At 65.5% G+C, this 25693-nt stretch carries 26 protein-coding genes; 7 read left to right on the forward strand and 19 right to left on the reverse strand.

What is annotated here, in order from left to right; genetic code table 11:
- Window positions 1–93: 93 nt before the first annotated feature.
- The 10 genes from serA to AC24YW_RS11040 all read right to left on the reverse strand — a co-directional run bounded on the left by serA (window position 94) and on the right by AC24YW_RS11040 (window position 9994).
- A complete protein-coding gene (serA, locus tag AC24YW_RS10995) occupies window positions 94–1683 on the reverse strand; it encodes a phosphoglycerate dehydrogenase (RefSeq protein ID WP_487482753.1) in 1590 nt (529 codons plus the stop codon).
- A gap of 168 nt (window positions 1684–1851) precedes the next feature.
- Window positions 1852–3024, reverse strand: a complete 1173-nt coding sequence (locus AC24YW_RS11000; protein WP_487482754.1) for a phosphoserine transaminase — start codon at window positions 3022–3024, stop codon at window positions 1852–1854.
- 79 nt (window positions 3025–3103) lie between these two features.
- Complete coding sequence (locus AC24YW_RS11005) at window positions 3104–3310, reverse strand: hypothetical protein (RefSeq protein WP_487482755.1); 207 nt, start codon at window positions 3308–3310, stop codon at window positions 3104–3106.
- A 156-nt stretch (window positions 3311–3466) separates the two neighbouring features.
- Window positions 3467–3931 (reverse strand): N-acetyltransferase family protein, encoded by a 465-nt coding sequence (locus AC24YW_RS11010; protein ID WP_487482756.1) that lies wholly within the window; start codon window positions 3929–3931, stop codon window positions 3467–3469.
- 18 nt (window positions 3932–3949) lie between these two features.
- Window positions 3950–4540 carry a glutathione S-transferase family protein gene (locus AC24YW_RS11015; RefSeq protein ID WP_487482757.1) on the reverse strand — a complete coding sequence of 197 codons (591 nt, stop codon included), beginning with the start codon at window positions 4538–4540 and terminating at the stop codon, window positions 3950–3952.
- A 68-nt stretch (window positions 4541–4608) separates the two neighbouring features.
- Window positions 4609–5496 (reverse strand): outer membrane protein, encoded by an 888-nt coding sequence (locus tag AC24YW_RS11020; RefSeq protein ID WP_487482758.1) that lies wholly within the window; start codon window positions 5494–5496, stop codon window positions 4609–4611.
- A gap of 165 nt (window positions 5497–5661) precedes the next feature.
- Complete coding sequence (locus AC24YW_RS11025; protein ID WP_487482759.1) at window positions 5662–6492, reverse strand: outer membrane protein; 831 nt, start codon at window positions 6490–6492, stop codon at window positions 5662–5664.
- A 239-nt stretch (window positions 6493–6731) separates the two neighbouring features.
- Window positions 6732–7982, reverse strand: a complete 1251-nt coding sequence (locus tag AC24YW_RS11030; protein WP_487482760.1) for an MFS transporter — start codon at window positions 7980–7982, stop codon at window positions 6732–6734.
- Window positions 7983–8261: 279 nt separating this feature from the next.
- Complete coding sequence (glmM, locus tag AC24YW_RS11035; protein WP_487482761.1) at window positions 8262–9605, reverse strand: phosphoglucosamine mutase; 1344 nt, start codon at window positions 9603–9605, stop codon at window positions 8262–8264.
- Between the two features lie 221 nt (window positions 9606–9826).
- Complete coding sequence (locus AC24YW_RS11040) at window positions 9827–9994, reverse strand: hypothetical protein (RefSeq protein WP_167361667.1); 168 nt, start codon at window positions 9992–9994, stop codon at window positions 9827–9829.
- Window positions 9995–10122: 128 nt separating this feature from the next.
- Between AC24YW_RS11040 and AC24YW_RS11045 the strand changes: the two genes are divergently transcribed.
- Window positions 10123–11259, forward strand: a complete 1137-nt coding sequence (locus AC24YW_RS11045) for an alpha-hydroxy acid oxidase (protein WP_487482762.1) — start codon at window positions 10123–10125, stop codon at window positions 11257–11259.
- 119 nt (window positions 11260–11378) lie between these two features.
- Here the strand turns inward: AC24YW_RS11045 and AC24YW_RS11050 are convergent, their stop codons facing one another.
- The 7 genes from AC24YW_RS11050 to AC24YW_RS11080 form a co-directional block, all read right to left on the reverse strand.
- A complete protein-coding gene (locus AC24YW_RS11050; protein WP_487482763.1) occupies window positions 11379–12005 on the reverse strand; it encodes a hypothetical protein in 627 nt (208 codons plus the stop codon).
- 56 nt (window positions 12006–12061) lie between these two features.
- Window positions 12062–12901, reverse strand: a complete 840-nt coding sequence (locus AC24YW_RS11055) for a shikimate dehydrogenase (RefSeq protein ID WP_487482764.1) — start codon at window positions 12899–12901, stop codon at window positions 12062–12064.
- A gap of 66 nt (window positions 12902–12967) precedes the next feature.
- Complete coding sequence (locus AC24YW_RS11060) at window positions 12968–14710, reverse strand: SulP family inorganic anion transporter (protein WP_487482765.1); 1743 nt, start codon at window positions 14708–14710, stop codon at window positions 12968–12970.
- 105 nt (window positions 14711–14815) lie between these two features.
- Window positions 14816–15088 (reverse strand): helix-turn-helix domain-containing protein, encoded by a 273-nt coding sequence (locus tag AC24YW_RS11065; RefSeq protein WP_008566993.1) that lies wholly within the window; start codon window positions 15086–15088, stop codon window positions 14816–14818.
- A gap of 276 nt (window positions 15089–15364) precedes the next feature.
- Window positions 15365–17413 carry an elongation factor G gene (locus AC24YW_RS11070; RefSeq protein WP_487482766.1) on the reverse strand — a complete coding sequence of 683 codons (2049 nt, stop codon included), beginning with the start codon at window positions 17411–17413 and terminating at the stop codon, window positions 15365–15367.
- A gap of 167 nt (window positions 17414–17580) precedes the next feature.
- Window positions 17581–18060, reverse strand: coding sequence for a DUF992 domain-containing protein (locus AC24YW_RS11075; RefSeq protein WP_487482767.1), 480 nt, complete (start codon window positions 18058–18060; stop codon window positions 17581–17583).
- Between the two features lie 281 nt (window positions 18061–18341).
- Complete coding sequence (locus AC24YW_RS11080) at window positions 18342–19544, reverse strand: pyridoxal phosphate-dependent aminotransferase (protein ID WP_487482768.1); 1203 nt, start codon at window positions 19542–19544, stop codon at window positions 18342–18344.
- Window positions 19545–20157: 613 nt separating this feature from the next.
- Here AC24YW_RS11080 and AC24YW_RS11085 point away from each other — a divergent pair.
- The 6 genes from AC24YW_RS11085 to AC24YW_RS11110 all read left to right on the forward strand — a co-directional run bounded on the left by AC24YW_RS11085 (window position 20158) and on the right by AC24YW_RS11110 (window position 24055).
- Entirely contained in the window at window positions 20158–20808 is a 651-nt protein-coding gene (locus AC24YW_RS11085) for a glutathione S-transferase family protein (RefSeq protein WP_487482769.1), read from the forward strand.
- A 155-nt stretch (window positions 20809–20963) separates the two neighbouring features.
- Window positions 20964–21140 (forward strand): hypothetical protein, encoded by a 177-nt coding sequence (locus AC24YW_RS11090; RefSeq protein ID WP_487482770.1) that lies wholly within the window; start codon window positions 20964–20966, stop codon window positions 21138–21140.
- A 73-nt stretch (window positions 21141–21213) separates the two neighbouring features.
- Window positions 21214–21363, forward strand: coding sequence for a hypothetical protein (locus AC24YW_RS11095; RefSeq protein ID WP_487482771.1), 150 nt, complete (start codon window positions 21214–21216; stop codon window positions 21361–21363).
- A 128-nt stretch (window positions 21364–21491) separates the two neighbouring features.
- The gene (locus AC24YW_RS11100; RefSeq protein WP_487482772.1) at window positions 21492–22304 is read left to right on the forward strand and encodes a PAS-domain containing protein; all 813 of its coding nucleotides are present in this window, start codon (window positions 21492–21494) and stop codon (window positions 22302–22304) included.
- An 86-nt stretch (window positions 22305–22390) separates the two neighbouring features.
- Window positions 22391–22846, forward strand: coding sequence for an N-acetyltransferase family protein (locus tag AC24YW_RS11105; RefSeq protein WP_487482773.1), 456 nt, complete (start codon window positions 22391–22393; stop codon window positions 22844–22846).
- Between the two features lie 267 nt (window positions 22847–23113).
- A complete protein-coding gene (locus AC24YW_RS11110) occupies window positions 23114–24055 on the forward strand; it encodes an aldo/keto reductase (protein ID WP_487482774.1) in 942 nt (313 codons plus the stop codon).
- 16 nt (window positions 24056–24071) lie between these two features.
- Here AC24YW_RS11110 and hmuQ read toward each other — a convergent pair whose 3' ends face one another.
- Together hmuQ and AC24YW_RS11120 are read right to left on the reverse strand one after the other, a co-directional pair.
- On the reverse strand, window positions 24072–24395 hold the full coding sequence (gene hmuQ, locus AC24YW_RS11115; RefSeq protein WP_025032212.1) for a heme-degrading protein HmuQ: 324 nt from the start codon (window positions 24393–24395) through the stop codon (window positions 24072–24074).
- A 79-nt stretch (window positions 24396–24474) separates the two neighbouring features.
- Window positions 24475–25692 (reverse strand): DUF1501 domain-containing protein, encoded by a 1218-nt coding sequence (locus AC24YW_RS11120; protein WP_487482775.1) that lies wholly within the window; start codon window positions 25690–25692, stop codon window positions 24475–24477.
- Window position 25693: the final 1 nt, after the last annotated feature.

The raw sequence follows: 25693 nt of genomic DNA on the forward strand, positions 1-25693 counted from the left end.
GCATTTTCGACTGGGGCATCCAGGTCTTGACGTGAGAAAGGCGTGGATGGCCGGGACAAGCCCGGCCATGACGCAAGAGGAGAGAACGCGAGATCAGAACGTCAGCGCCTTGGCCTGCTTGACCTGCGGCAGGGCCTGCACCTTGGCGAGGACATCCGCGGGCACGGCACCGTCGACCTCGACCAGCGCAATGGCATCGCTGCCGGGGGCGACGCGGCCGAGATGGAACGTCGCGATGTTGATCTTGGCGTCGCCCAGAAGCCCCGCGAACTTGCCGATGAAGCCCGGCTTGTCCTCGTTGGTGACGTAGATCATCGACTTGCCGAACTCGGCATCGACGCGGATGCCCTTGATGTCGACGAGGCGCGGCTTGCCGTCGGCGTAGACGGTGCCCGAGACCGACCGCTCCTGCCGCTCGGTCGTGACGGTGACGGTGATCAGGCTCTCATAGTCGCTCTGGGCGGCACGGACGATCTCGTCCACCACCATGCCGCGCTCCTTGGCGACGACCGGCGCTGACACCACGTTGACCTCGCCCAGCATCGGCCGCAGCAGGCCCGACAGCACCGCGGAGGTGATCGCCTTGATCTTCATCTCGGCGACGTGGCCCTCATAGGTGATCTCGACCTTGAGGATGCCGCTCTCGGTGAGCTGTCCGGCGAACGAGCCGAGCTTCTCGGCGAGCGCGATAAATGGCTTCAGCTTCGGCGCTTCTTCCGCCGTGATCGAGGGGAAGTTGACCGCATTCGAGATCGCGCCGGTGAGCAGGTAATCCGACATCTGCTCGGCGACCTGCAGCGCGACGTTCTCCTGCGCTTCGGTGGTGGAGGCGCCGAGATGCGGCGTGCAGATCACGTTGGGATGGCCGAACAGCACGCTCTTGGTCGCGGGCTCCTCGACGAAGACGTCGAAGGCGGCACCCGCAATGTGCTTGGCGTTGAGTGCATCGACCACCGCCTGCTCGTCGACGAGGCCGCCGCGGGCGCAATTGATCAGGCGCACGCCCTTCTTCATCCTGGCGATCGCGGCCGCGTCGATGATGTTCTTGGTCTTCTCCGTCAGCGGCGTGTGCAGCGTGATGAAATCGGCACGCTTGAGCAGATCGTCGAGCTCGACCTTCTCGACGCCGATGTCCTTCGCGCGCTCCGGCGACAGGAACGGGTCGAACGCGATCACCTTCATGCGCAGGCCGAGCGCGCGGTCGGCGACGATCGAGCCGATATTGCCGCAGCCGACGACGCCGAGCACCTTGCCGGTGATCTCGACGCCCATGAAGCGGTTCTTCTCCCACTTGCCGGCCTGGGTCGAGGCGTCGGCCTGCGGGATCTCGCGGGCCAGCGCCAGCATCAGGGTGATGGCGTGCTCGGCGGTCGTGATCGAATTGCCGAACGGCGTGTTCATCACGATGATGCCCTTGGCCGTCGCGGCCGGGATCTCGACATTGTCGACACCGATGCCGGCGCGGCCGATCACCTTCAGCTTCGCCGCCTTCTCGAGGATCTTGGCGGTCGCCTTGGTCGCGGAGCGGATCGCAAGGCCGTCGTAATTGCCGATGATCTCGGCCAGCTTGTCCTTGTCCTTGCCGAGATTGGGCTGGAAATCGACCTCGATGCCGCGGTCCTTGAAGATCTGCACGGCAGCGGGCGAGAGCGCGTCGGAAATGAGAACTTTAGGCTTGGTCATGGGATGTGTCCTTCACACCCTCCCCTGGAGGGGGAGGGTCGGCGCGCAGCGCCGGGGTGGGGTGAAGCCGCAACGAAGAAAATCGCCGGTGTGCCGTGTGGAGAGATCACCCCACCCCGCCGCACCTGGCGGTGCGTCGACCCTCCCCCTCCAGGGGAGGGTAAGAGCTTACGCCGCCTTCGCGAGCGTGGCCTTGGTCTCGGCGAAGGCCCAGTCGATCCACTGCGTCAGCAGCTCGACGTCCTTTGCTTCCACCGTGGCACCGCACCAGATGCGCAGGCCGGCCGGCGCGTCGCGGTAATAGGCGAAGTCGTAGCCCGCGCCTTCCTTCTCGACGAGGGAAACCAGCTTCTTGCTGAACTCCGCCTGCGCGTCCTCGGACAGCGAGGTGATCGCGGGATCGGTGAACTTCAGGCACACCGAGGTGTTGGAGCGGATCGAAGCATCCTTGGCGAGGAAGTCGATCCAGGGCGTCTTCGCCTTCCAGTCCGCCAGCACCTTGGTGTTGGCGTCGGCGCGCGCGATCAGTGCCTTGAGCCCGCCGATCGACTTGGCCCAGTTCAGCGCATCGAGATAATCCTCGACGCAGAGCATCGACGGCGTGTTGATGGTCTCGCCGACGAAGATGCCTTCGTTGAGCTTGCCGCCCTTGGTCATGCGGAAGATCTTCGGCAGCGGCCAGGCCGGCTTGTAGGTCTCGAGCCGCTCCACCGCGCGGGGCGACAGGATCAGCATGCCATGCGCGGCCTCGCCGCCAAGCGCCTTCTGCCAGGAGAAGGTGACGACGTCGAGCTTGGACCAATCAAGAGCTTGCGCGAACGCGGCGGAAGTCGCGTCACAGATAGTCAAGCCTTCGCGGCTCGCGCTGATCCAGTCAGCATTCGGCACGCGCACGCCCGACGTGGTACCGTTCCAGGTGAAGACGACGTCGGTCTTGGGATCGACCTTCGACAGATCGGGGATCTCACCGTAAGCCGCATTCAGCTTGGTGACGTCCTTGAGCTTCAATTCCTTGACGATGTCGCTGACCCAGCCCTCGCCGAAGGATTCCCAGGCGAGCGTGGTGACGGGCCGTGCGCCGAGCAGCGACCACAGCGCCATCTCGACCGCGCCGGTATCGGAGGCCGGCACGATGCCGATGCGGTAATCGGCGGGGACCTCGAGCACTTCGCGCGTCAGGTCGATCGCGAGCTTGAGCTTGGTCTTGCCGATCTTCGCGCGATGCGAGCGGCCGAGGGCTGCGTCCTTGAGATTTTGGGCGTTCCAGCCGGGGCGCTTGGCGCAGGGGCCGGAGGAGAAATGCGGCACGGTCGGCCGCGAAGCGGGCTTCGCTACGGTCATGATCTACCCTTCCAGATAGTAAGCCTCCCGTTGGGGGGAGGTGTCCCGCCGCGGCTGATACGGGAATCGGGAAGGTCCGTCAAGGAAGTTCCGGGGCCTCACGCGCCAGTGATGGCGCTTCCGGTGCAATCTCGGGGGATTCGACAACAGTCAGAGCATTCAGCAAGTCCGTGGCATCGCTGATCAATTGCGCGGCCTTGCGGCGGCTGCCGACCTTCAAAATGCATTTGTCATTGGCCTGCACGACGTAGTCGTTGCCGACCTTGATCATCGAATAGCTTGTCATTGAAATGTCCCAACCGAGCGAGCCCGGTGTCAGATGCCCCCGTAGCACCGTTCGTTCCTTCATCAATGTGAACGACGGAGCGGTAGTTTACCGGCTCTTAACACGAGCGAATGAAAAGCCCGCTTTCGCCGCTTGCGCAGCCCGCATTGCGCTGCCTCAAAAGCGGACAGTCATGCCGACATGGCTCGCCGTGAAGCCGAGCCGCTTGTAGAAGCGCTGCGCATCGACGCGCGTCTGATGCGTCAGCAACTCGACAAGATTGCAGCCGCGCGCCTTTGCTTCCGTCACCGCCCATTGCACCAATTGCTCGCCGATGCCGCGGCTGCGACAATCGGCGGCAACGCGAACGTCCTCGAGCAGGCCGCGAATGCCGCCCTGCGAGCTGATGCCCGGCAGGATCGCGAGTTGCAGGCAGCCGACCACCCTGCCCTCGCTCTCGGCAACCACCAGCGTGAGATTCGGATCGCGCGCGACCCGCGCAAATGCGTCGTAATAGGCGGCCGGCAACGGATCCTCAACGCGCTCGCGCGCGCGGCCGAGATGATCGTCGGCGAGCATCGCCACGATCGCGGCGACGTCCTCGCGGCGCGCGGGACGGATGGACACGGCTTCGGCATTCATGTCAGACGACTCCGCACCTCAGCGTGCCGGCGGAAGGCCGAGAAACGCTTCGACGTCGCCGATCCAGCGGCGGACGGAGGCATAGCGGCCGAGGTCGAAGCCGCCTTCATGCGCGACGCGCGTATAGGCGAGCAGCGACACATCGGCGAGCGACACCTCGTCGCCGACGAAGACGCGGCTGCCGGCGAGATGCTGTTCCATGCGGTCGAGCGCCGCATAGCCGCGCTTGACCTTTTCAGGATCGAGCTCGGAGGCATCCTTGCCGAGATAGACCATGAGGAAGCGGCACACGGCGATATAGGGCTCGTGGCTGTACTGCTCCCAGAACAGCCATTCGTCCATCTTGGCCGCCGTGAAGGCGTCGCGCGGAACCAGCGCGCTGTCGCGGGCGAGATAGCGGATGATGGCGTTGGACTGCGCCAGCGTGCGGCCGTCGTCGAATGCGATCGTGGGCACCTGGCCGGCGCCGTTCATCCTCAGGAATTGCGGCGTGCGCGTCTCGCCCTTGCGGGTGTCGGTCTCGATCCACTGATAGGGCAATGCGAGCTTGTCGCAGACCCACTTCACCTTGAGACAATTGCCGGAATTGCTGTCGCCGTAGATCTTCATCGCTGCCGCCCCATTTCGGGCGACAGAGCATCAGGAGGCGAGAAAGTTGTCAACCAGAGGGGACAGGCTCAGAACTTATAGCCGAGTCCGACATGCGCGTTGTTCAGCGACACCGAGGTGTTCATGACGGGTGAAAACTGCACATATTCGTATTCGATGCGCGCGAACAAGCCGCCCCATAGGCAGTATTCGAGCCCGATACCGGCGGTCCAGCCGGCTACGAAGGCGTTGGTCTTGTGCTGGCTCTGCGTTTGCGACTGAGCCGGAACCGGAAAGGTCGGTCCCGTCACGATGACGGTGTTGCCCAATATATCGGTCGCCGTCGTATCGGTCCGCTTGGTAACGTCGCTGGTCACCGTGCGGGACACATCCATGCGGCCTATGGCAGCGCCGCCGAAAATATACGGCATGAAGTCGCCGCCATCCCAACCCATGCGGCCGCGCAACGTGACCATATCCTTGACCCGAGCCGTGGCGGCCCCGGTCAGAGTCACGCCCCAATGGTTGTAGGCACCCGGCGGCACCGTGTCGCCAGGCGGGTTGACGATGTCCAGAGAGTTGGAGCCACTCGACGCGGTCTTGAGATTGCTGAAGTAGGTGTAAGTCCCTTCGAGTCCGAGCACGGCATCGTACCACTGCCAGTTGCGGCCGACATATCCGCCGAAGTTGGTGCTCTGCGCCGTGTTCTTGCTGAGGAGCGACCATGTCGAGGTCGGCTGCTCGAGCACGCTGTCGCGAAAGATGTAGTTGGTGAGGCCGACCACGCTCTGGCCGAAATCGGATGAGTCGGACGTGTAGCCGAAGTGACCACCGGCGTAGTAGCCGTCCCAGTTACGGGTCGTCTTCGACAACCCATCGGCGAAGCCGCCGCGCAGCACGGGCAGGTCCGGCATGTCGGCCGCTTGCGCGGCAGACACCGTTCCCAACATCGCCGCTGCCAACACCAGCCTACGCATCACCACGCTCCATGGACTCGAACTGTTGCGGTGATCATCGCCTGTTAACCTTAACCAATGGTTGCGTCGGACGCCTTCGGCGCCCCTCGCCATGAAAAATACGCAAAGCAAAACGGCGCGGGATGATCCCGCGCCGTTAAGGAGTCCTAACCGATCAGCTTGCGATCAGCCCTTGGTGACCAGCGGCGGCGGCACGTAGGCCGGCGGGCTGTTGAGATCCCAGCGCACGCCGAGCTTGACGTCGTGCGAGGTGATGTCCCTGACCTTGATCGAGGTCGGGCCCGAGGCGCTGTTGTCGAACAGCCGGTAGTTGCCGGGCGCGGCATCGCCGAGGTTCATGTAGCTGTAGGCCAGTTCGACGGTGAAGCCGGGATTGACCTTGTAGGCAAGACCGGCGTGAGCGGCCCAGGCGAGGTTCCACTTTCCGTTGTCGGCGAAGTAGGCGACGCTGTTGTTGAGCAGCGGGTTGTAGGAGACACCGTCGTCGCGGAAGCCGCTGAGCTTGTTGTAGGAGCCGCCGACGCCCGCGCCGATGAACGGCGTGACGCACCACCAGGTGCCGAGGTCGACATAGGCGTTCGCCATCACGAGCCACTCGGACTTGCTGCCGGTGTAGTTGTTGACGCCGACGAAGCCGGGTCCGACGACGTTGTCGCTGCCGTGCAGATTGGCCTTGCCCCGGTACTGGCCGATCACGTCGGCGCGGAACCAGTTGTTGAAGCGATAGCCGACGCCGAGACCGAACAGCGGCGAGGAGTCGAAGCCGAGGCCTTCCGTCGTCTTCGAGTACCCGGCCGGCAGGCTGCTCTCGATGCGCTTGGCGCTCTGGTTGGTCATGCCGATGTCGCCGCGCAGATACCAGCCGCCGAAGTCGGCGGGCGGAGCCGGCGGCGCGTACATCGGAGGGGGGGCGGCGATCGGCATATCGGCGGCGAACGCCATCGACGAGATCAGGGTTGCCGCACCCGCGGCAAGGAGAGACTTAACGCTACGCATTGGCTTCGTCCTTATGGCCGGGTGAGGCTGAATACGAGCGCCTCACGTTCTGGAAACTCACGGGGAGGACGATGGCAGCAAATGTTTAAGCGCCACTTAACCCTAATTTTTAAGGTTGATTTTTTCTCACCCTGCACGCGCGGGCCTTGCGAGCGTTGCAAAAATGCCGCGCAAAATGCGGCATCCCCGCCGCATTCCCTAACGATGTGTGAAGCCGCAACGCGGCAGGAGAGGATGCGTTAACCCGCGTGTCGCGGCAGCTTGGGCAGGAGCACCGCGAGCAGCCCGATCGCCGGCAAATAGGCGCAGACCTGGTAGACGAACTCGATCGAGGTGTGGTCGGCGAGCTTGCCGAGCGCGGCCGCGCCCAGGCCCCCGATGCCGAAGGCGACGCCGAAGAACACGCCGGAGATCATGCCGAAGCGGTGCGGCACCAGCTCCTGCGCGAACACGATGATCGACGACGTCGTCGAGGAGATGATCAGGCCGATGACGACGCTGAGAACGGCGCTGCCGACGAGCCCGGCATAGGGCAGCGCCAGCGTGAACGGCAGCGCGCCGAGGATCGACACCCAGATCACGATCTTGCGGCCGAAGCGGTCACCCAGGGGACCGCCGAGAAACGCACCCACGGCGTTCGCCGCGAGAAAGACGAAGAGATAGATCTGGCCTGCCTGCGTCGACACGCCGAAACGGTCGATCAGGTAGAAGATGTAATAGCTCGACAGGCTCGAGACGTAGAGCTGCTTGGAGAACAACAGCGCGACGAGCACGACGAGCGCGACCGCGACGCGGCGCGAGCTCGGCGCGCCAGGCTGGGTGTGGACGGGCGCCGCTTTCTTCGTCGCGATCTGCGGCGCGTACCAGCGCCCGATGCGCCAGAGAATCAGGATGGCGAGAAACGCGATCGAGGAGAACCAGGCAATGCTGCCCTGCCCGAACGGCACCACGATCAGCGCGGCGAGCACCGGCCCCATCGAGGTGCCGAAGCTGCCGCCGAGCTGGAACACCGATTGCGCAAAGCCGTAGCGCCCGCCCGAGGCGAGCCGCGCAATGCGCGCCGACTCCGGGTGAAACACCGCCGAGCCGAGGCCGACCAGCGCGGCGGCGAGGAGGATGACGAGATATTGGTGCGCGATGCTGAGCAGCAGCAGGCCGAAGAAGGTCGAGGCCATGCCGATCGCGAGCGAATAGGGCTGCGCCTTCTTGTCGGTATAGTGCCCGACCACCGGCTGCAGCAGCGAGGCCGTGAACTGGAACGCCAGCGTGATCATGCCGATCTGCGCGAAGTCGAGCGCGTAGGCGTCCTTCAGGATCGGGTACACCGAGGCGATCAGCGACTGCATGGTGTCGTTGAGGAAGTGCGAGACGCTGATGCCGGCGAGCACGATATAGGCCGGCCCCGCGGCTTTGCCGGCGGCGGGCGTAACCTCGCTGACGACGACGGGCTCGGTCAGCGTTTCCTCTGAGACGACGACAGGCTTGTTCAAGGCGGCAATCCGGCGCGGCAGATTGCCGCGAGGTGCTGACTACGACGCAAGCGGCGGCGAGACCAGCGTCAATCGCAAATGGCTGGGATGCGCGGGTGCTCTCGTCGCTTACCCTCCCCTGGAGGGGGAGGGTCGGCTCACATTGAGCGCAGCGAAATGTGAGACGGGGTGGGGTGACGGTCTCTCCACATCCGACACTGCCCGAGTGGAGAGATCACCCCACCCCGCTCGCGCTGCGCGCGATCGACCCTCCCCCTCCAGGGGAGGGTAAAGACCGGCTCAGGCCGCCGCCTGCCCCAACGCGGAGACGATGGTATCGACGACGTCCTCGACCAGCATGCGGTCCTCGCCCTCGCCCATGACGCGGATCACGGGCTCGGTGCCGGAGGAGCGGATCAAGAGGCGGCCGTGGCCGTTGAGGCGCTTCTCGCCGTCGGAGATCGCCGACTTGACGTCGGAATCGTCGAGCGGCCTGCCGCCCTTGTGGCGGACGTTCTTGAGGATCTGCGGCAGCGGATCGAAACGGTGGCAGACTTCTGACACGGGGCGGCGCAGCTTCTGCACCACGGCGAGCACCTGCAATGCGGCGACGAAACCGTCGCCGGTCGTGGCGTAGTCGGACAGGATGATGTGGCCGGACTGCTCGCCGCCAAGATTGTAGCCGCCGTTCAGCATCTGCTCGAGCACGTAGCGGTCGCCGACCGGCGTGCGCACAAGCTCGAGCCCCTGCCCTTGCAGGAAGCGCTCCAGCCCGAGATTGGACATCACGGTGGCGACGATGCCGGGACGCGAGAGGCGACCGTCCTCCTTCCAGCTCTGCGCGATCACCGCGAGCAGCTGGTCGCCGTCGACGACATGGCCGCGCTCGTCGACCAGGATGACCCGATCGGCGTCGCCGTCCAGCGCAATGCCGATGTCGGCGCGCATCTCGCGCACCTTCTTTGACAGCGCCTCCGGCGAGGTCGAGCCGCAATCCTTGTTGATGTTGAAGCCGTCGGGCTCGACGCCGATCGGCACCACGTCGGCGCCCAACTCCCACAGTGCCTCGGGCACCACCTTGTAGGCGGCGCCGTTGGCGCAATCGATCACGACGCGCAGGCCCTCGAGCGAAAGGTCGCGCGGCAGCGTGCGCTTGGCGAATTCGATGTAGCGGTCGTGCACGCCGTCGATGCGGCGGGCGCGGCCGAGGCTCGCGCTCTGGGCGAGCCGCTTGTCGAGGGATTCGTCGAGCAGCTGCTCGATCTGCCGCTCGACGTCGTCGGACAGCTTGAAGCCCTGCGGCCCGAACAGCTTGATGCCGTTGTCCTCGAACAGATTGTGCGAGGCCGAGATCATCACGCCGAGATCGGCGCGCATCGACTTGGTCAGCATCGCGACCGCCGGCGTCGGCATCGGGCCGACCAGCAGCACGTCCATGCCGACCGAGGTGAATCCCGCCACCATGGCGTATTCGATCATGTAGCCGGACAGACGGGTGTCCTTGCCGATCACGACCCGGTGGCGGTGGTCGCCGCGCTGAAACGCAAGGCCCGCGGCCTGCCCGACCTTGAGCGCGAGCTCCGGCGTGATCAGTCCGTTGGCGCGGCCCCTAATCCCGTCCGTCCCGAAATATTTGCGGCTCATAATCGTCCCCCAAGCAGCAACCAGGGACTCCCCTCTACAACCACGGGCTGCCCCAACGGGACCCGCATCCCTGATTTGCCGAGGTCTTATAAAGCCATCGCGGCTAACTTGGCTTCAAAAAATATGATGAATCATTACGGAACCGGCGCCGCGACCGCCCCGATAACACATTGTTAACATTGCAATTCCGGCGTGACCAGCGAAAAGCGGTGGAACTCGCCTCAATCCGAGCGCTTCACATGGCCGTCGGCGCGGCTGGGCGCCGGCTGGGTGACGTTGACGGGATCGGAGCCCGGGAAGGTCTCCTCCAGCCCCTCTTCGAGCGCCTCTTCGAGATCATGCTTCTCCTTGATCTCTTCCGGCGAAGGTCCTGCGTGCGGCTTCGTCATGACGCTCTCCCTGGCGCTCTCCTTCCAAAACGTTCTGCAAACGATTTGGCTGTGCATCCAACCATGCTAGATGACCCCGAAATCTTCCGATGCAAGACTGTTGGTACGTGACGGGCCGGGGAAACGACATGAAGCATATTACCTGTATCGACGATCTTCGCACGCTGCATAAGCGCCGCGTGCCGAAGGCGTTCTTCGACTATTGCGACCGCGGCTCCTACGCCGAGGAGACGCTACGCGCCAACCGCGAGGACATGCAGGCGATCAAGTTCCGCCAGCGCATCCTGGTCGACGTCTCCAAGCGCGACACCTCGACCACGATCCTCGGCGAGCCGTCGACGATGCCGCTGATCCTCGCACCGGTCGGCCTGCTCGGCATGCAGCACGGCGACGGCGAGATCCACGCCTGCCGCGCCGCGCAGGCCGCCGGCATCCCGTTCACGCAATCGACCATGTCGATCTGCTCGATCGAGGACATCGCCGCCAGTGTCGAGAAGCCGTTCTGGTTCCAGCTCTACGTGATGAAGGACCGCGGCTTCATCAAGGAATTGATCCAGCGCGCGATGGCCGCCAAGTGCAGCGCGCTGGTGCTGACGGTCGACCTGCAGGTGATCGGCCAGCGCCATGCCGACATCAAGAACGGCATGACGGTGCCGCCCGAATGGTCGCTGTCGAAGCTGCTCGACTTCGCCAGCAAGCCGGCCTGGGTCTCCGGCGTGCTGCAGGGCAAGCGCCGCACCTTCGGCAATCTCGCCGGTCATCTGAAGGTCAGCGACGACATCACCTCACTGTCGACCTGGATCAGCTCGCAATTCGATACCGCGCTGAACTGGAACGACATCGACTGGATCCGCTCGATCTGGCCAGGCAAGCTGATCCTGAAGGGCATCCTCGACGTCGAGGACGCCGAGCTCGCCGCGAAAACCGGTGCGCAGGCGATCGTGGTCTCCAACCATGGCGGCCGCCAGCTCGACGGCGCGCCGTCCTCGATCGAGGTGCTGCCGGAGATCGTGGACGCGGTCGGTGACAGGATGGAGATCATGTTCGACGGCGGCATCCGCTCCGGCCAGGACGTGATGCGCGCGCTCGCGCTCGGCGCGAAGTCCTGCATGATCGGCCGCGCCTATGCCTACGGCCTCGGCGCCGGCGGCCAGGCCGGCGTCGCCAAGGCGATCGACATCATCCATAACGAGCTGCTCACCACGATGGGCCTGTGCGGCGTCAGCCGGGTCGAGGACATCGACGATCACGTGATTGCGGTGTGAGCGCGGTGCCGTAGGGTGGGCAAAGCGGAAGCGTGCCCACCACCTTTCGCGAGCGAGAAAAGACGTGGGCACGGCGCAAGCGCGCCTTTGCCCACCCTACCCGTTCGGCGCTCGATCGCTCACATCGGCGGCGTCAGGCCGTCGCGGCCGACGCTGACGCGGCTCGTCTCGAACGAGCCGTCGGGCAATTGCTTCATGAAGGCGATGACCTTGGCGCCGGGCTTCAGCTCGGATCTGTCGCCGGGCACGAAGGTCACGACCGGCGTGTCGTCGGCGACGAACACCTTCTTCTCGCCGTCCTTGTACTTGACCAGCAGCGTGTGACCGTCATTGCCGACGACGCTCTCGGCCACGGTCGCATTGGTCATGCTGGAGTTGGGCTTGAGGTCCCAGGGTCGCGAGCCTTCGCCGGTGCCGCGCATGCTTTCCGGAAACACGTGCACCTCGACGGCGTTCTGGCTGCCGTCAGGTCCCGGCACGGTGGTCGCACCGATGAATGAGCCGGGCTTGATGTCGGCGAGTGAAATCTTCGTGACACCCGACACGTTCACGTCGGAGGCAAGGCGAAGCTTGAGCTCTTCACCGCTGCGCGACTTGACCTGCATGGTGTCGCCATTGACGCTTTCGATGGTCCCGCGCACGCGCGTCGGCACCGGCGCTCTCTGGGCGAAGGCGCAGTAGGTGGACACGGCCAGCATCGCGACGGCGATCAGGGGACGTGTGAAGGTTGCACGTTGAACAGTCATGACGGTCTCCGATTGCCCCCTGGATGGAGAACTCCGAAAGACCCTGCGCTATTCTCTCAAGACTTCGTGAGATCGGCCTCGACCAATGCGCGCAACTCGGCCGTGACCTCGGGCCGCCGGCCGAACCACAGCTCGAAGCCGCGCACCGCCTGGTGCAGCAGCATGCCGAGCCCGTCTGCGGTCTTCAGACCGCGCGCCGTTGCTGCCGCGAGCAGCGGCGTCACCAGGGGAACATAGACGAGGTCGGCGACGACCGCAGCCTGCGGCAGGCGCGCGACGTCGACATCGAGTAAAGGCTGGCCGTGCATCCCGAGCGAGGTCGTGTTGACGAGAAGTCTTGCACGCGGCAGCACGTCGCCGATCGCCTCCCACGGCAGCGGATGCACGTTCGATCCGAACTGCCTTGCCAACGTCTCGGCCCGCCCAATGGTGCGATTGGCGACATGCACGCAGCTGATGCCGCGTTCCAGGAGGCCGAACACGACCGCGCGCGAGGAGCCGCCGGCGCCCAGCACCAGCGCCGCCTCGGCCATGTCCCAGCCGGGCGCGCTGGCATCGAGATTGTTGATGAAGCCTTCGACATCGGTGTTGGTTGAGCGCAGCTCGCCGTCGGCGAACCACAGCGTGTTCGCAGCGCCGACGGCCCTGGCGCGCGCGTCGGGCGTCGACAGCGCCAGCACGGCCTCCTTGTGCGGGATGGTGATGTTGGCACCGACGAAGCCGCGCAGCGACAGCCGCAGCACGAAATCGCGCAAATCCTCGGGCGGCACCGCCTCGATGACATAGCCGCCCTCGATGCCGAGCGTGCGCAGCCAGTGATGGTGGATCAGCGGCGAGCGCGAATGCGCGGCCGGCCATCCGATCAGACAGGCTGCAGGGGACTTCGGCGCGGTCATCTTTCCCTCGGGTCGTTTCCGAGGCGATCCATTTCGCGTCGCGCCCACTCTGTCAAGCGCGCGCGGTCAGCTCGCAGCGGTCTCGTCGGCGGCCCGGCCCTTGATGTCGGCAATGGCGCGCTCGAGGCTCGTGCGGTAGCGCGCGCGCGGCGGCGTGACGCCGTGGGTGAGCAGCGCGCGGCGGACCGTCGGGGAGGCCCCGGTGATGAACAGCCTGATGCCCTGGCGGTGCGCCTTGGCGGCCACGCGGCCGAGCACGTTGGCCGCGGTCGAATCCAGGAACGGCACCGCGGCGAAATCCACCACGAAGGCCTTGCGCCTGTCGGCGATGCCGTCGAGCACGCTGCCGATCGCCGAGGCCGCGCCGAAGAAGAACGCGCCGGTGATGCGATAGACCAGCACGTCGCGGTCGACCGCAAGCGCGGGATCGTAGCGCACGCGGTCGCCGTTGCCGTCGTCGGGGCGATCATCGGCAACCAGCGGCGAGCGCTCCTCGATGCCCGTCATCTCCGCCATGCGATGGATGAACAGCACCGCGCCGAGCGCGAAGCCGACCAGGATGCCCTCGGTGAGATCGCGGAAGATCGTGAGCAGGAAGGTCGCGAGCAGCACCACGGCATCGCCCCATGACGAGCGCACCAGAGTCGCGAATTCGTGCTTCTCCGCCATGGTCCAGGCCACCACGACCAGCACGGAAGCGAGCGCGGCGAGCGGGATGTAGCTCGCGAGCGGCGCCGCGACCAGCATGAACAGCAGCAGGAACACCGAATGCAGCATGCCCGCGAGCGGCCCGCGGGCGCCGGCGCGGATGTTGGTCGCGGTGCGCGCGATCAGCCCGGTGACGCAGATGCCGCCGAACAGCGCCGAGCCGATATTGGCCGCGCCTTGCGCCACCAGCTCGCAATTGGAGCGGTGACGGCGGCCGGTCATGCCGTCGGCCACGACCGCCGACAGCAGCGATTCGATCGCCGCCAGCAGCGCAAACGCGATCGCATCCGGCAGCACCGCCCTTGCCTTCTCCAGCGAGAATGCGGGCAACGCCGGCGATGGCAGCTCGCGCGGGATGCCGCCGAAGCGCGAGCCGATCGTTTCCACCGGCAGCGAGAACATCGCGCACACGAAGGCGGCGAAGACGACCGCGATCAGGATGCCGGGCCAGGAGGGACGCCAGACCCGTAACGCGGCGATGATGGCGATGCTGACGATTGCGACCAGCACTGCGGACGGATTGATCGTGTTGAGGCCACCGGCGAGCGCGACGAGCTTCGGCACGAACTCGCTGGGCTCCTTGCCTGCGAGCGTGATGCCGAAGAGATCGCGGAGCTGGCTGGCCAGGATGATGACGGCGATGCCGGCGGTGAAGCCGACCGTGACGGGATAGGGAATGAACTTGATGTAGGTGCCGACCCGGAGCAGCCCCGCGCCGATCAGGAACAGGCCCGCCATCAGGGTGGCGAGGATCACCCCGTCGACGCCGTGCCGCTCCGCGGTCGCCGCGACCAGAACGATGAACGCACCGGCAGGGCCACCGATCTGGAACCGGCTGCCGCCGAGCAGGGAGGCGATGAAGCCGCCGGCGACGGCGGTGTAGAGGCCGCGGTCCGGCGTCACGCCCGAGGCAATCGCGATCGCCATCGACAGCGGCAGCGCCACGATCGCAACCGTGAGGCCTGCGAAAACGTCGGCGCGGAAGTCCGCAAGGCCATAGCCTTCACGAAAGACGGTGACGAGCTTCGGCAGATACAGTTCGGCAAAGGTCGGCTGGCGCAGCTGGTGCAGCCGGCCCGGCTGATCGCTCGTGATGCTCATGTCAGCAAGGTGCTCCGCTGGCCCCACAATGCTCCGAAGCATCGTGCGTCCGAAGGTGCGACGATGCGCTAGCCCATCTTGATCCCGGGCATGATCAACGCGCGATCATGCTCCGACACGGCGCGGCGGCCCCGGCTCTTTCAAGCGAACGCCACGTCCGCCGCTGTCGCTGCGGGCCTGCTCGCCGATCAGCTCGACGCCGGCCCGGTCGAACGCCTCGACCACCTTGATCAAGGTCTCGACCACGCCACGAACATTGCCGGTGGAGGCCTCCATCCGCTGGATGGTCGGCAGCGACACGCCGGCGAGCTCGGCCAACGTTTTCTGGTCGATGCCGAGCAACGCGCGGGCTGCCCGCATCTGGAACGAGGTGATCACCTTGGCCTCACTTATGAGCAGTTATAAGTGATATCTGGAACATATACAATGATGTAAAATACATCATCGCGAGGCTGGCGCAAGCGCCTCCTTCCGTCATGGTGCAGTGGCGTGCGAGAATCTCGTGTCCCGGACGCGCTGCAACGCTCTTGGCGTTGCTGCGCAGAGCCGGGACCCAGAAATTCCAAGCAGGCGCGCTGATACATGGGCCCCGGCTCTGCAGCGCACCGCTAAAGGAGCGCTGCGCTGCGTCCGGGGCACGAGTCGCCTAACCGATTACGCCGCGTGCTGATGTGCGGCGATGATCTGGTCGGCGGCGCGGCCGGTGACTTCGGCCATGTGATCGAACTGGCGCGTGAAGCTGCCGGCGCCGGCGGTGGCTGAGCGCAGCTCCACGATCAGCTCGCCGATCTCGGCTTCCGGCATCATGGCGCGAACACAGTCCCAGCCGGTCCAACCCTCGCGGGTGTCGAAGCCGAGAATCTGCCCGCGTCGCGCCGACAGGATCGCATTGATCTTGGCGGTGGCGTCGGTCGGGCAGACGATCTCGACCATGTGGATCGGCTCCAGCAGCACCGGCTGGCATTGCGGCAGGCCTTCGTTGAGCCCGACCCGCGCCGCCGTACGGAAGGCGAGATCGGAGCTATCGACGCTGTGATAGGAGCCGTCGGTCAACGTCACCTGCACGTCGGTGACGGGAAAGCCGAGCGGACCGCGCGCCAATCCATCGACCACGCCCTCCTCCACCGCCGGGATGTAGTTGCGCGGCACCGCGCCGCCCACCACCTTCTCGGTGAACTTGAAGCCCTCGCCGCGCGGCAGCGGCTTGATGTCGAGCACGACATCGCCGAACTGGCCGTGACCGCCGGACTGCTTCTTGTGACGGCCGCGTTGGGTGATCGGCTTGCGGATGGTCTCCTGATAGCCGATCGCGGGCGGTTGCGAGGTGACCTTGACACCGAAGCGGTCGCGCAGGCGCTCGCTGGCGACGCGCAGGTGCATCTCGCCCTGGCCCCACAGCACCGTGTCGTGGGTCTGGGCGTTCTGCACGATCATCAGCGAGGGATCCTCCTCATGCAGACGCGTCAGCGCCTGGCCGAGCTTGACGTCGTCCTTGCGGTCGGTGGCCGCGACCGAGATCGCGAGCACCGGCGCCGTCGGCTCGATCGCGATCAACGCCGCGGGCGCCGTCTTGCCGTTCGAAACCGTGTCACCGGTCTTGACCGGATCGAGCTTGGCGAGTGCCACGGTGTCGCCGGCTTCGGCCGTGGCGCGCTTGGTATCATAGGCGCCGTTGACGGCGAGGATGCCGGAGATGCGGCCCGCGCCGCCGGACGAGGATTGCAGCGTGGCGCCGTCGTCGAGATGGCCGGCGAGCAGCCGCGTCAGCGACAGCTTTCCGCCGTGCTGCGAATGCAGCGTCTTGAAGACGTAGCCGAGCGCGTCCTTGGTTTGGGGAACGCCGAGGCGTCTGGCCGTCTCCGCAACACCGGGCGCCTCGTGACGCAACGCCTTCATTAGGCGCAGCACGCCGTTCTCGCGCACGGCAGCGCCCAGCAGCACCGGGCATATCAGCCCTTCCCGCAATTCGCGGGCGAGATCGTCGAAGACGGCATCGCGCGGCGGCTGGATGTCCTCGAGCAGCTGCTCCATCAGCGCATCGTCGTGGTCGGCGAGCTTCTCCAGCATCGAGAAGCGGGCTTCCTTCTCGCGATCGAGATCGCCCCCTTCGAGCGCGATCACCTCTGAGGCCTTGTGCTCGCGATAGATGAAGGCGCGCTCCAGCGCGAGATCGACGAAGCCCTCGATCAGCTCGCCCTTCCAGATCGGGATCTGGCGCAACACCAGCGGCACGCGCGAGGCGGGCTGCAGCATCGCCAGCGTCTCGCGGATGCGCTGACTGGCGCGGTCGATCTTGTTGAGGAACAGGAAACGCGGAATCTTCAGCTCCTCCAGCTCGCGCAGGATGATCTGAAGCTGCGGCAGCTTCTTCTCGTCGGCCTCGCAGACCACGATTGCGGCGTCGACCGCAGGCAACGCGGCGCGCATGTCGTGGGCAAACTCGACCGAACCGGGACAATCGAGGAAGGTGTAGCTGTCGCCCATGAAACTCGTGGTCGCGGCAGTGAGGCCCACGGTCATCTTGTGATGGCGGGCCTCAGGCGTGGCATCGCCGACGGACGTTCCGGCATCGACGCTGCCGGCGCGGGGGATGGCACCCGTTCGCGCCAGGATTGCTTCCAGAAGTGTGGTTTTACCGCTTTGGAAAGGGCCCACCAGCGCAATGCACCGTGGACCTCGGGGACTTCTGACGTCTTGTCCCATTTCGCCGCCTCCTTGGTGTGGAGCTCGGCCCGTGATTGGGTCGGCAAACGCCGATGCTCTGCCCCTCCCTTAGATTTGGCAAGCATCAAACGTCGCTGCGGTGCGTCGTCCGTGTTCCACCTCTCCCGAAGGGAGAGGTGAGGAGCGAGCCTCGCCCGCAGGATGTCTCAACGGCCCGGACGGAGTTCCAGGCTCTCGAGGCCGGCAGCGATGTTGAGGCCGACCTGGCCCTGCACGCTCAGCGGCTGCAGCGCGATCGAATTGTTGGAGCCGCCGACCAGCACGTTGCCGCCCAACCCGACACCGACCGAGGCGCTGCCCTGCGCGCCGACGTAGTTGCCGGAGAGGTCGCCGGGGCCGAGCCGGTCGACCGGTGCGAACACGCCCCAGGCCAAAGCCGTCTCTTGGGTGATGCCGATGTCGAGGCCCACTTTACGGATGGTCGCGACGTAGCGGTCGTCGGGCGAGCCGTCGGCGCGCAGCACGCAGCCAAGATGGGTCACCGATCCCACGATGAAGCCGACGCTGGCGCCGCCGCGGCATTCGAGCACGCCGACCCGCGCCATCCGCTGCTGCGCGCCAGTGTTCACAACGGAGGCGACGAGGCCGGCAGCGGTGAGCCCGGCGAAGAGGAACGAACGGCGCATGAATGTCTCCGGCGAAAAGTGTGATGCGAGCAGAGAGAGCGCCCCACCCGTGTTGCGCGATGGTCTATGCCACAAGAGCTCTGGCCGTACCAGAACCTCCGTCATTGCGAGCGCAGCGAAGATTCCAGAGTCTTGCCGCGGAGGGATTCTGGATTGCTTCGCTGCGCTCGCAATGACCGGGATAGAGCGGTGCGCCTCTTGCCCTGGGCAAATCTTCACCTGCCGGAACAAAAAAGGCCCGCGCGAAGCGGGCCTTTTCAATTCGCACTGTCGCGTCGGTCTTACCGCAGATTGCCGCAGAAGCGCTGGATGCGCTTGCAGGCGTCTTCGAGGTCAGAAGTCTTGGTCGCGTAGGAGATGCGGAACGCAGGTCCGAGGCCGAAGGCCGACCCCTGCACCACGGCGACGCCTTCGGTCTCCAGGAGCTCGGTGACGAAGTCCTCGTCATTGGCGATCACCTTGCCCGACGGCGCGGTCTTGCCGATCGTGCCGGCGCACGACGGATAGACGTAGAACGCGCCTTCGGGACGCGGACACTCGATCCCCTTGGCCTGATTGAGCATGGAGACCACGAGGTCGCGCCGCTCCTTGAACACCTTGTTGTTGGCGGGGATGAAGTCCTGCGGACCGTTCAGCGCCTCGACCGCGGCCCATTGTGCGATCGACGACGGGTTCGAGGTCGACTGCGACTGGATCGTCGACATCGCCTTGATGAGCTGCGCGGGACCGCCGGCGTAGCCGATGCGCCAGCCGGTCATGCAATAGGCCTTGGAGACGCCGTTCACCGTGAGCGTGCGGTCGTAGAGACCAGGTTCGACCTGCGCGACGGTGGTGAACTGGAAGTCGTCGTAGACGAGATGCTCGTACATGTCGTCGGTCATCACCCACACATGGGGGTGCTTCATCAGCACGTCGGTGAGCGCTTTCAGTTCCGAACGCGTGTAGGCAGCTCCGGTCGGGTTCGACGGCGAGCACAGGATGACCCACTTGGTCTTCGGCGTGATCGCGCGCTCGAGCGCCTCGGCCTGGAGCTTGAAGCCGTGAGCTGCGGTGCAGACCACCGGCACCGGCTCGCCGCCGGCGAGCGCGACCATCTCGGGATAGCTGACCCAATAGGGCGCGGGAATGATCACCTCGTCGCCCGGATTGATGGTCGCCATCAACGCGTTGTAGAGCACCTGCTTGCCGCCGGTGCCGACGATGATCTGGTTCGGCTTGTAGGCGACGCCGTTCTCGCGCTGAAACTTCGCGATGATGGCTTCCTTCAGCTCGGGGATGCCGTCGACCGCGGTGTACTTGGTCTTGCCTGCCTCGATGGCGTGGATCGCCGCCAGCTTGATGTTGGCGGGCGTATCGAAGTCGGGCTCGCCGGCACCGAGGCCGATGACGTTGCGGCCCGCCGCTTTCAGCGCGCGTGCTTTATCCGTGACCGCGATGGTCGCGGACGGCTTCACACGGTCGAGCGCAGCAGCAAGGAAGGCCATCGTCATCTCCTGGCGAGCGTCGTGAAGCCCTTCGCCTCACGACTCCAATTGTGGGAATGAGCCACCCTAAAACGTGTGCCGCTGCGCCGCAAGAAACTTCGGCCCGATCGCGGAAAAGTTTAGGATCTGGAGCACTCCGAGCCGCGGTTTCCCGCAATTTTGCGCAAGTTTGACCGCCAAACCCCACATATCCGGCAAGGCCTGTCCTCGGAGCAATTTGCTTGCATTGGACGTCGTCATGCCCGGGCTTGTCCCGCCTGCGCGGCCGAAGCCGCTTCGGCGAGGCGAAGGCCCGGGCATCCACATTCTTCGTGCGGCGCAAGACCTGGATGGCCGGGTCAAGCCCGGCCATGACGTGCGGAAACATTGACGCTTGAACCCCGACAGATCCGTCGATTCACAATTCACGGCGCGATACCTTCACGCATTGACGCAAGCGTGAACTGAACGGCATCGTCGCGGAAATGATCTTCCGCTCCATTGCAGTGCGGTAGGGTTTTCGAGTTTTTCTATCGGCCGGCTCTTGCGGCGGATTCGCATCGGCATCATTGTTTAGCCGCCTCGCGGGGCAACGAGCGCCGCGTCTTCTCGTCCTCGGATTTCGAACGCCAGAATGTACAAGCTCTATTCGATGCAACGCTCGGGCAACAGCTACAAGGTCCGCCTTGCGCTGGCGCTGCTCAACCTGCCTTACGAAGCGGTGGAGGTGGACATTCTGCGCGGCGAGAGCCGCACGCCGGATTTCCTGTCCAAGAACCCGTCGGGGCAGGTGCCGCTGCTCGAGGTCGGCGAGGACCGCTATCTCGCCGAATCCAATGCCATCCTGTGGTACGTCGCCGTCGGCACGCCGCTCGCGCCGGAAAACCGCATCGACCGCGCCGAGGCGCTGCAATGGATGTTCTTCGAGCAGCACGCGCTCGAGCCGAACATCGGCGCGGCCTATTTCTGGCTGTCGCTGGTCAAGGGCGGCCGCGACCTGCAGACCCATTCGCTGGAAGACTGGATGGAGCGCGGCTATGGCGCGCTCCAGGTGATGGAGAATCACCTCAAGACCAATTCCTATTTCGCTGCCCGCCAGCTCACGGTCGCCGACATCGCGCTGTACGGTTACACCCACCTCGCCGACCGCTGCGATTTCGACCTGTCCACCTTTCCGGCGATCCGGGACTGGCTGAAACGCGTCGAAGCCGCGCCTGGCTTCGTCACGATGGACTGGCGCCCGGCCGACATCGACGACCCCGCCAGCATCGCCGCGAGCGCCTGACGGCACGCCCCGCACCGGCGAATAGCGGGCATAAGGGCCGTCTTTGCCGCAATCCCGCCATTTTCCGCGCGGTCGCCGCCGCAATATTGCCGGTTGAAACTGGGAAATTCTGGAAAGTCGCGGGTGATTCGCTCGCGTGTGGAAGGATTTAGACCATGATGCGGGCGTCCGGCACAGCGGGGTTTCAGAGCCCATCCGCTTCCGTCGCGTCTTCCCGGCTCACCCATGCGGTCGCGGCCTCGCTCGCCATCGCCGCACTCTCGCTGTGCCTGATCGTCACCCTCACGGTGCTGTCGACCAGGGCGACCATGGCAATGGGCCTGCCGGTCTGATTCCCGCTTCATCCTGGACCAGCCTTCAAGGCGCCGTGCGGCCCGCGCCGACCGGCATCGCGACAGGACGTCGATGAAATCACCTGTGGTAGTCGTTGCAATCACCCTGACCGCGGCCATCCTGGTCGCGGCCTCGCTGTTGATCATCGTCGGCACGCGCAAGGGCACAGGCACGTCGACGCTGAAGGCGCCGACGCTGCAGCAGCGCGCGCACATGGTCTAAAATCATCCGAAAGCCTTACGCTTGCGTGCAAGCGCGCCTTAAGCACGCCGCACGAAATCGCATCTCCGTCACGCAACAATCAGTCAGTGTTGTGGCCTTACCTCGTTCGGGAGGAGCGAGACAGGTCCATGCGGTTCGGATGGCGTGCGATCTCCGGTCCGGCGCTGACGGCAGCGGCCCTGCTGCTGGCGATGCTGCTTGATCGCGTCGTCGGCGCGCCCTCACCCGCCCCTCTGTTCGTCGGCATCGTGGCTCTTGCCGGCGCCCTCGCAGGTCTCGCCTCCGCCGTGACGACCGCGATTGTCGCGGTGATCGCCGCAGCTCTGTTCTTTCTCAACCGCCACGGCCTTTCCGGCCATGGCGGGGCCGATCTGGTGCAGCTCGGCCTCCTGGCTGTCACCGCTTTCGGCACCGCCGGCATCACCGGGCTGATGCGCGAGCGGCTGCTCGGCAGCTTCGCGGCCGAGCGCCGCAGCCACGCCATTGCCGCGCGGCTGTCGTCCGCGCTCGATAAGGTCGATATCGGCATCGTGCTGCTCGATGCCGAGACCCGGGCGGAATTCATCAACCGCGCGTTCCGCGATTATTTTGCTGTGCCGGACGAGCTCGCCGATGCGAGGCCGCCCTTCATCGCGCTGATGTATCACGGCCGCGACACTGGCGCGTTCGAGCTGCCGGAGGACGAGCTCGGCACCTTCATCGCCCAGCGCATGGAGATGGTGCGGGTCGGCGATGCCACGCCGATCAACGTCGCGTTGCGCAACGGCGAGGTGCTGCGCTTCGTCTGCACCGCACTCGCCGACGGCGGGCGGATGCTGAGCTACACCCCGGTGACCGACCTCGTGCGCCACACCGATGCGCCGGAACGCGCCGATTACTACCGCTCGCTGCGCGATCCGGCCGGCCGCAAGCTGATCCGGTACTTGCGCGTTGCGGATTGAGGCGAGTGCGCGATTGATCGGCAGCAGGATCATCACGTATGAAGGGCATCCCTTCATCGCGCACCTCCGAGATCGCAGAAATTCACATGTCGCTCATCATTCGCGCCGTCACCAGGCAGGACTACGATCAATGGCTGCCGCTGTGGGACGGCTACAACGCCTTTTACGGCCGCTCCGGTCCGACCGCGCTCGCGCCCGAGATTACTGGGATGACGTGGCAGCGCTTCTTCGATGCTTATGAGCCGATGCATGCGCTGGTCGCCGAGGACGACGGCCGCTTGCTCGGGCTGACGCATTATCTGTTCCATCGCAGCACCACTGCGATCGAGCCGTCCTGCTATCTGCAGGACCTGTTCACATCAGAGGCCGCGCGCGGCACGGGCGTCGGCTCGGCGCTGGTCCACGGCGTCTACGAACGGGCGAAGCTGGCGGGATCGCCGCGCGTCTACTGGCAGACGCACGAGACCAATGTCACGGCCCAGCGCCTCTACGACAAGGTCGCGGAGCGATCCGGCTTCATCGTCTATCGCAAGATCTTCTGAGATTGTTGTTGAGCATGATCTTTTGGCGGCCTGTGGATAACTCCGCCTGTCACCCGCGCGTAACACAGCAAGGCTAGGCTGCCCCTGCGTCTGGTCAGGCCCCCGTCACCGATCATGCGCCCCCAGCGGTCCCCGTCAGTCGCCGCGTCTGACAGGGGCCGCATTTTTTTGTGCGCGCTGCCGGCATGGCAGCAGCGCGGCGAGCAGCTTGCTGCTGCGGCGCATCGTGGTCAGAATGCCGACCGCTCATCCCCGACAGGAACTTTCATGGAAATTCGCAATCTCGGCGCCTCCGGCCTTCGCGTGTCCGCGGTCGGGCTCGGCTGCAACAATTTCGGCCAGCGCACCGACCTTGAGACCTCGCGCAAGGTCATCCATCGCGCGCTCGACCTCGGCATCACGCTGTTCGACACCGCCGACATCTATTCGAACATGGGCGGCTCGGAGACCGTGCTCGGTACCGTTCTGGGCGAGCGCCGCAAGGACATCGTGCTGGCGACGAAATACGCCAAGCCGATGGCCGAGGACGGCACCAAGCAGGGCGCCTCGCGCCGCTACATCATGGAGGCGGTGGACGCGAGCCTGAAGCGGCTCAAGACCGATTACATCGACCTCTATCAGCAGCATGATTACGATCCGCTGACGCCGATCGAGGAGAGCCTGCGCGCGCTCGACGATCTGGTCCGCCAGGGCAAGGTGCGCTACATCGGCAATTCGAACTTTCCGGCCTGGCGGATCGCGGAAGCCGAGTACGTCGCACGCGCGATGAATGTCAGCCGCTTCGTCTCCTGCCAGGACGAATATTCCCTGCTCGTGCGCGACATCGAGAAGGACCTGCTGCCGGCCGCGACGGAATACAAGCTCGGCCTGTTGCCGTTCTTCCCGCTCGCAAGCGGCCTCCTGACCGGCAAATACAGGAAGGGCGAGGACGCGCCTGCCGACACCCGCTTCGGCAAGGTGCCGCGGCTGCGCGACCGCTATGTCACGCCGCGCAACGAGGACATCGTCGAGAAGCTCCAGGCCTTCGCGAAAGCGCGCGGTCATTCGATGCTGGAGCTCGCCTTCTCCTGGCTCGCCGCGCGCCCGCAAGTGTCGAGCGTGATTGCGGGCGCTACCCGCGTCGAGCAGATCGAGGAGAACGTCAAGGCGATCGCCTGGAAACTCAGCGCGGAAGAGATGACCGAGATCGACAGGATCACGCTGGGCTGACGTTTGAAACGCGGCGCTACTTGGCGCCGCGCCCCACCGTCTGCATCACCTCGAAACCTTCGAACTGGGGATGGCCGAGATAAAGCGGCTTGTTGTCGCCCGCCTTGTGATGCGCCGCGCGAAACGCTTCCGACTTGGTCCAGGCCTCGAACGCCGCATAATTCGCCCATACGGTGTGCGAGGCGTACAGCGTGTGGTCCTCGGCTTCCGGCCCGCGCAGCAGGTGAAACTCGATGAAGCCCGGCACCTTGTCGAGATGGGTGTCGCGCGTGAGCCAGACCTGCTCGAAGGCAGTCTCAGAGCCCTTGGCGACGCGGAAGCGGTTCATGGCGATGTACATGGGGTGGTGTCTCCTGATGCTCGGCTCATCATGTCGTCATTCCGGGACGCGCCGCAAGGCGTGGACCCGGAATGACGGCTTAAGCGACCAGTCCCTTCATCGGCCTTGCGCTTGCGCTGTCGGGAAACGCCGTCTCGGCCAGCACGCGATCGGACAGGCCGAACTGGTCCTGCAGCACGCCTTTGATCACCGAGCGCAGATCCGTGGTCGGCTTGAGGTCACGGCCCTCATACAGGTTCGCGAGCCTGAGGCCGGGCCAGTCCGCGATGACGCGGCCGCCCCTCACCGCGCCGCCGGCGAGCAAGGCGACCGTAGCCGTGCCGTGATCGGTGCCATCGGTGCCGTTGATGCGCGCGGTGCGGCCGAACTCGGTGGCGACGATCACGATTGTGTCGCGCCAGCGATTTCCCAGGCCGCTTTCGAACTCGGCGAGCGCGCCATCGAGACCGCCGAGCAGGAAGGCGAGACGCCCCACAGGGCCGCCTTCATTGGCATGCGTGTCCCAGCCGTCGAAGGCGAGCGCGGCGATGCGCGGGCCGTCATCAGCCGCCATCAGCTTTGCGGCGCCGCGCGCGACCTGCCGCATCTGCGCGACGGCATTGCCGCGCGTCGCCTTCATGTCGTCGCCGCTCGCCGCCTTGTCGAGCTGGAGGCCTTGCGACAGCGCGGAGGCCAAAGCGGGATCACGGTGGCGGTAGAGTTCGACGAGGCGCATCGCGGTGTCGTCATCGGCCTGCGGCAGCGCGACCGGCGCCCAGCCGACGGTGGGCGCATTGCCGCGCAGCACCAGCGGCGTGGTGGGGCCGACCGCGAGGCCGCTGGACACGCGCTCGCCGCGCGGCAGCGCTTCCAGCGCGCGGTTGAGCCAGCCGGACTGCACGCGGCCCGGGCCGGCATAGCCGCTTTCGAGCACGTCCTGGCCGTCGAAATGCGAGCGGTCCCGATAGGGCGTCGCGACCGCGTGGATCACCGCCGCGTGCTTGTCGCGATACATGCGCGCAAACTCCGGCATCGCCGGATGCAGGGCGAAGAACGAGTCGAGCATGATCGCGGGATGGGCCCCGTCGGCGCTGAGCGCGATCGATCCATGCAGGCCGGCATAGTCAGGATCGCCGAGCGGCGCGACGGTCGAGAGCCCGTCCAGTGCGCCGCGCAGGATCACCACGACCAACCGCGGATCGCGTCCGTCGGCCGCACGGGCAAATTTCGGCAGGTAGGCCCAAGCCGCAAAGGAGGCGCCGCCGAGCAGGAGACCTCGGCGGGATGTGAGGAGCCGGTTCTCGACGCAGTCGGTCATC

The sequence above is a fragment of the Bradyrhizobium sp. USDA3516 genome (genome assembly GCF_057651995.1).